The sequence below is a fragment of the Oleiagrimonas sp. genome (assembly GCF_027858935.1).
GTDB lineage: Bacteria > Pseudomonadota > Gammaproteobacteria > Xanthomonadales > Rhodanobacteraceae > Oleiagrimonas.
This window is the reverse complement of record NZ_JAQIBU010000159.1, coordinates 1-4,961: the sequence shown is the minus strand read 5'-3', so window position 1 is coordinate 4,961 and position 4,961 is coordinate 1. Positions and strand designations below refer to the sequence as shown.

The following is a 4,961-nucleotide window of genomic DNA, read 5'->3' as shown; positions in this document are numbered from 1 at the left end:
GGCCGCTACACAGGCAATGCCCTGCAGATGGTCGACTCGGGCGATTACCTGGTGCCGGCCTACAGTCCGGACCGGGTCAACTTCACCAAGCCGCCCATGACCTACTGGGCCATTTCCGCTTCGGTCAAGGTCTTTGGCCGCACGACGTGGGCCGCGCGGATCCCCAATGCCCTCGCCTACCTGCTGACCGGATTGCTGGTTTTCGCGATGGGGCGTGTGCTGGTTCCGGAAAAGCCCTGGTTGCCAGCGCTGGTCTACGCATGCGCATTGGCGCCTTTCATGGCCGCCAACGTGGTCAGTACAGATACCCTGCTGACGCTGTTCGAAGCGCTGGCGATGTACGGGTTCATCGCAGCGACATTTGGAACCGCGTCCTCGAGTCCTTCGAGACGCGCAAGCGTGAACTTGATGTGGCTGGGGTTCGGACTGGCTTTCCTGACCAAAGGTCCTCCCGGTCTGATGCCCTTGCTCGGCGTTGTCCCTTTCATGATCAGGCGTGACGGTTGGCGAGGCATGCGGGCCTGTCTGTCATGGTCAGGTTTCGCATTGTTCCTGATCAGCGGATTTCTGTGGTACGCCGTGGTGATGATCCGACATCCGTGGCTGGTGCATTACTACCTCCACAATGAGATCTACGAGCGCATCTTCACGGGCGTGCAGAACCGCAATCCCCAATGGTACGGCTGGCTGAGGGCCTACGGGCCCGTGTTTCTGGTCGGTACGCTGCCATGGTGGGGCTCCTTGCTGCGGGGCGTGCGCCGTGTCGCATCGGTCGAGCGTCTGCGGAGCTGGTGGAACCACCCATCCGCTCCACTGTTCCTGCTGCTCTGGTTCAGCGTGCCACTGGTGGTGTTCTGCGTGGCCAAATCCCGCCTGCCGGTCTACGTCCTGCCACTGTTCCTGCCGCTTTCGCTGATGCTGGCGATCATGCTTCGAACACGCATCAACCTGGCGTCCTTGGGACAGCGTGTCGCACTGGTCGCGTGGATTGTGGTGATGCTCGGAATCAAGGGCGGAATCTCTTATTTTGGACACCCGCTTTCCGATGAGCGGGCACATTCGAACGCTTTGAACAGCCTGGTGGATAGCTCGTCTTATCATGCGATCGTCTTCGTCCAGGATACCGACTACGGTGTCGCCATCGAGGAACACACGCCCTGGGGCATGCGCCTTTACACGGGCAAGACAATCTATGGTGTGGCCTGGCGTAAAACGGGTGCAAAGGCAAAAGTCTGCCGTCTCCTGCAAGATCACGAAGGCGTGTTGTTCGCCCTCGACGAGAACATCCGGATGCAGACATTCGATCAGGCGCTGGCATCGTGTCACGGAAACCGGCACATGCAATCCGGGCACTGGTGGGACCGCAAGCTGGTCCTGGCGCACGCAATTCCGGTTCATTCGCCCGATCATGCACAATGACGCGTGCAGCGCCATGCTTGCTACGCCTGTGCATGCCTGTTTCATTCCGTGGCCAATGTTGAACACAGGGACCCCATGGCCATCCTGAAACGTACAGACCGACTCATCGCGGGCAGCGTGATCAGCGCGGTGTTGATCGTGTGGCTGGTGCTGGTCGGGTTTGATGCCCTGAACCAGCTGGTTCGCCAGCTTAATCACGTGGGCCAGCATGGGTACACGGTGTCCGATGCCCTGGCCTTTATCGCCCTGACCCTGCCGCGACGGATGTACCAGCATTTCGGCAGTGCCGCGCTGATCGGTGGACTGCTCGGACTCGGGGGGCTGGCGGCCAGTGGCGAACTGACGGCCTTGCGCGCGGCCGGCATGTCCAAGTTCCGCATCGTTTCTTCCGTGGTTGTTTTTGTAGGCGCACTGACCGTGGTCGTGATGCTGATGGGCGAGACCGTCGCACCTGCAGGCGATCAACAGGCCAATGCGCTGCAGTTGCGCACCAAGGATGGCCGGCTGGATCTTTCCGATGGTGGGGGGCTCTGGGCGCGTGATGGAGACACCGTCATCAATGCCCGCAATGCACTTTCCGTGCAACATCAAGGGCATCGATCGGTGCGATTGTCGGATGTGCGCATCTACACAATTGACAACAACGGGGCCCTTTCCCGTTTCGTGCATGCGCAGGATGCCACGCATGATCGTTCCGAATGGACCCTGCATGATGTGCGCATCACGGACCTGGACGACGATGGCGTGCATGCCTCGCAGGTTGCCAGCCTGCCCTGGCACACCATGCTCAATTCAAGGGTCCTGGAACAATCCGTCGTGCATCCCGAATATCTGTCCATGCCGGACCTGATGCGCAACATGCATTACCTGGAATCGAACGGGCTCAATCCCGGAGCGTACGCCAACGCATTCTGGGAACATGCCCTTTTCCCCCTCAACGTGCTGTCCCTTGTGCTGTGCGCGATGCCTTTCGCTTTCGGTAGCCTGCGCTCGGGAGGGCTGGGCCGGCGCATCTTCATCGGCATCATCCTGGCGATTGGGTGGTATTTCCTGCGCCGCGTGATCACCAACATGGGCATGGTCTACGGGGTGTCGGCGCTGCTTGCAAACCTGGTACCGGCGCTGCTTCTGATCGTTCTGGCCGGTACGTATTTCAAGCGTCAGAGTTGACTGACCCGATTCATTCGACCGCGGCCAGACGTACGCCCGCCTTGCGCAGACGTTGATGCACGGTCCGTGCGATATCTGCGGCATGATCGCGGTCGCCGTGGATGCACACGGTGTCGGCCCGAAGGTCCAGGATTCGCCCCTCGGCCGTGATCGCGTGATTGTGCAAGGCCAGCGCCAAGGCGTGTTCGGCAATGTCTTCCAAGCTTTCGATCACGGCGCCCTCCTCCCCGCGAGGCACGAGGCGGCCATCGGACTGGTAGCGACGGTCGGCGAATACTTCATGCACCACGGGGACACCCATGTCCTGCCCGGCTTTCAGCAAGCCTCCCCCGGACAAGCCGACCAGACGCATGCTGCCGCCCATGTCGCGCACGGCGCGCGCCAGTGCCTGGGCCACTTCCGGTTGCTGCTCGGCCATGTGGTACAAGGCTCCGTGCGGTTTCATGTGTGCGAGCTTGGCATCGAAGGTGGCCGCCACGGCCTGCAAGGCGCCGATCTGCACGATGCACAGGTCATAGGCCTGTTGTGCGCTGATGGACATCGCGCGCCGCCCGAAGCCAGCCAGGTCCGGAAGCCCCACGTGAGCGCCGACAGCAACACCGGCCTCCAGTGCGGCTTTCACGGTGATGCGCATGATCGAGGGGTCCCCTGCGTGGAATCCGCAAGCGATATTGGCCGAGGTCACCCAGGGCATCACCGCCTGGTCTGCACCCATCTTCCATGCGCCGAACGACTCACCCATGTCGCAATTGAGATCAATCTGGCTCATTCGCGATTCTCCAGACGACGTGCAATCTGGTCCATGAGAAGTTCCAGGGATTGTTTGCTGCGTTCGAACATGGCATGGGCCTGTTCCAGCTTGATCCATGTGAAATGTAGCCTATCGCCAGGCCGGCACTGGGCCAGTCGTGGCAGGTCGACTGCGGCGAGCTGGGCAATGCGTGGGTACCCCCCTGTGACCGGGTGCTCGTTGAGCAGGAGAATCGGTTGACCTCCCGGAGGCAACTGCATGACTCCCGGCACGGTGCCTTCACTGACCAGTTCGAGGTGATCACGCAATTTCAGGGGTACATCGGATTGGATACGCACGCCGACGCGGTTGCTGTCGGCGGAGATCCGGAATTCACGAGTTTCCAGTGCCTGCCTTGAGGCATCGTCCAGCTCAGGAGTATGGCTTCCCGCAAGCAGTCGCAGAACATGCGGTGTCGCGTCATCGTTGAACCAGGGTCCGGGATCCAGCGACCAGTGAACCGGATCTCCAGGCACGCATCCTGCCGGCCCCAGTGGGAGTTCATCACCCTCACGCAGGGCGCGTCCGCCGAGTGGGCCAAGTCCAGCATTGAGATCGGTACTGCGGCTGCCTAGCCATGCCTCAACATCGAAGCCTCCTGCCACGGCCAGGTAACTGCGACAGCCCGAGCGCATGGCGCCGAAGCGGATTTCGCTACCTGCCTGGCAGGTGACCGGCCGCCACATCGGCAGCGGGACACCGTTGCAACTGGCCTTGGGCATCGGTGCGCCGGCAAGTGCGATCGTGGTCGATTGGTGCAGCCGCAATCGCGGACCCTGCAAGGTCATTTCCAGGGCGCAGGCCTGCGGTGCATTGCCAACCAGAGCATTGGCAAGCGTCATCGCGGGAAGATCCGCTGCGCCACTGCGACCGATCCCCAGGTGCGCTTGCCCGATGCGGCCCTGGTCCTGCAGGCTGCTCAGCAGACCCGTCGCAAGGATCTCGATCATGCGTGTTCCCCCGGGGAATGTTGCTTCCATGTCTGCTCATCGATGGCCTCGAAACGGACCCGGTCCCCGGGGGCTAGACGACTCGGCCGATCCTCATTCCCTGCATCGAACAAGGCAAGATGCGTGTGGCCGATGAGTTGCCAGCCTCCGGGAAGCTCACTCGGGTAGACACCTGTCTGGGCGCCTCCCAAGGCGACCGAACCCCGCGGGACACGGGTTCGCGGTTGATCCCGGCGCGGCACGTGAAGTTTCGGGTCCAGTCCAAGCAGATAGGCGAATCCCGGAGCAAAACCGATCATCGCGACACGGTATTCGGCAGCGCAGTGCAGTCTGATGATGTCGGCTCGATCCAGTCCGGTGATGGCTTCGACTCGCGCCATGTCGGGACCGTGTTCGCCCCCGTAGCAAACCGGGATACGATGCAGAGTCGTGTCCGCCTGCGCTTCGTCCGTGACCCCGGTTTCGGCAATCTTGCCGGCAATATCGAGCAGGCGTGCGCGCAGGCAGTCGGCTGCGGGTGATCTTGCGGGATCGAAACGCAACAGTACGCTGGCGTAAGCCGGGACCATGTCCTGGAGTCCTTGCAGCCCGGCCTGCCCGATGGCATCGCACAATCTGTGCACCCTGGCGTT

Annotated in this window: 5 protein-coding genes; 2 read left to right on the top strand and 3 right to left on the bottom strand. The window is 61.8% G+C overall.

Annotation, left to right across the window (positions count from 1 at the left end; translation table 11 throughout):
- Positions 1-1,419: glycosyltransferase family 39 protein (locus PF446_RS05850; RefSeq protein WP_298070304.1), on the top strand; the 1,419-nt coding region annotated here is incomplete at its 5' end.
- 75 nt (positions 1,420-1,494) lie between these two features.
- On the top strand, positions 1,495-2,589 hold the full coding sequence (gene lptG, locus PF446_RS05845) for an LPS export ABC transporter permease LptG (protein WP_298070303.1): 1,095 nt from the start codon (positions 1,495-1,497) through the stop codon (positions 2,587-2,589).
- Between the two features lie 10 nt (positions 2,590-2,599).
- On the opposite strand, the gene PF446_RS05840 is transcribed toward lptG, so the two are convergent.
- The 3 genes from PF446_RS05840 to pxpB all read right to left on the bottom strand — a co-directional run.
- A complete protein-coding gene (locus PF446_RS05840; RefSeq protein WP_298070302.1) occupies positions 2,600-3,358 on the bottom strand; it encodes a 5-oxoprolinase subunit PxpA in 759 nt (252 codons plus the stop codon).
- Positions 3,355-4,329 carry a biotin-dependent carboxyltransferase family protein gene (locus PF446_RS05835; protein WP_298070301.1) on the bottom strand — a complete coding sequence of 325 codons (975 nt, stop codon included), beginning with the start codon at positions 4,327-4,329 and terminating at the stop codon, positions 3,355-3,357. Before PF446_RS05835 ends, PF446_RS05840 begins: the two co-directional genes overlap by 4 nt.
- On the bottom strand, positions 4,326-4,961 hold a 636-nt coding region (gene pxpB / locus PF446_RS05830), incomplete at its 5' end, for a 5-oxoprolinase subunit PxpB (protein WP_298070300.1). The genes pxpB and PF446_RS05835, both read right to left, overlap by 4 nt.

Bases quoted from the DNA above. Each gene is read 5' to 3' on its own strand.
- lptG (WP_298070303.1), top strand. From the start codon at position 1,495: ATGGCCATCCTGAAACGTACAGACCGACTCATCGCGGGCAGCGTGATC.
- PF446_RS05840 (WP_298070302.1), bottom strand. From the start codon at position 3,358: ATGAGCCAGATTGATCTCAATTGCGACATGGGTGAGTCGTTCGGCGCA.
- PF446_RS05835 (WP_298070301.1), bottom strand. From the start codon at position 4,329: ATGATCGAGATCCTTGCGACGGGTCTGCTGAGCAGCCTGCAGGACCAG.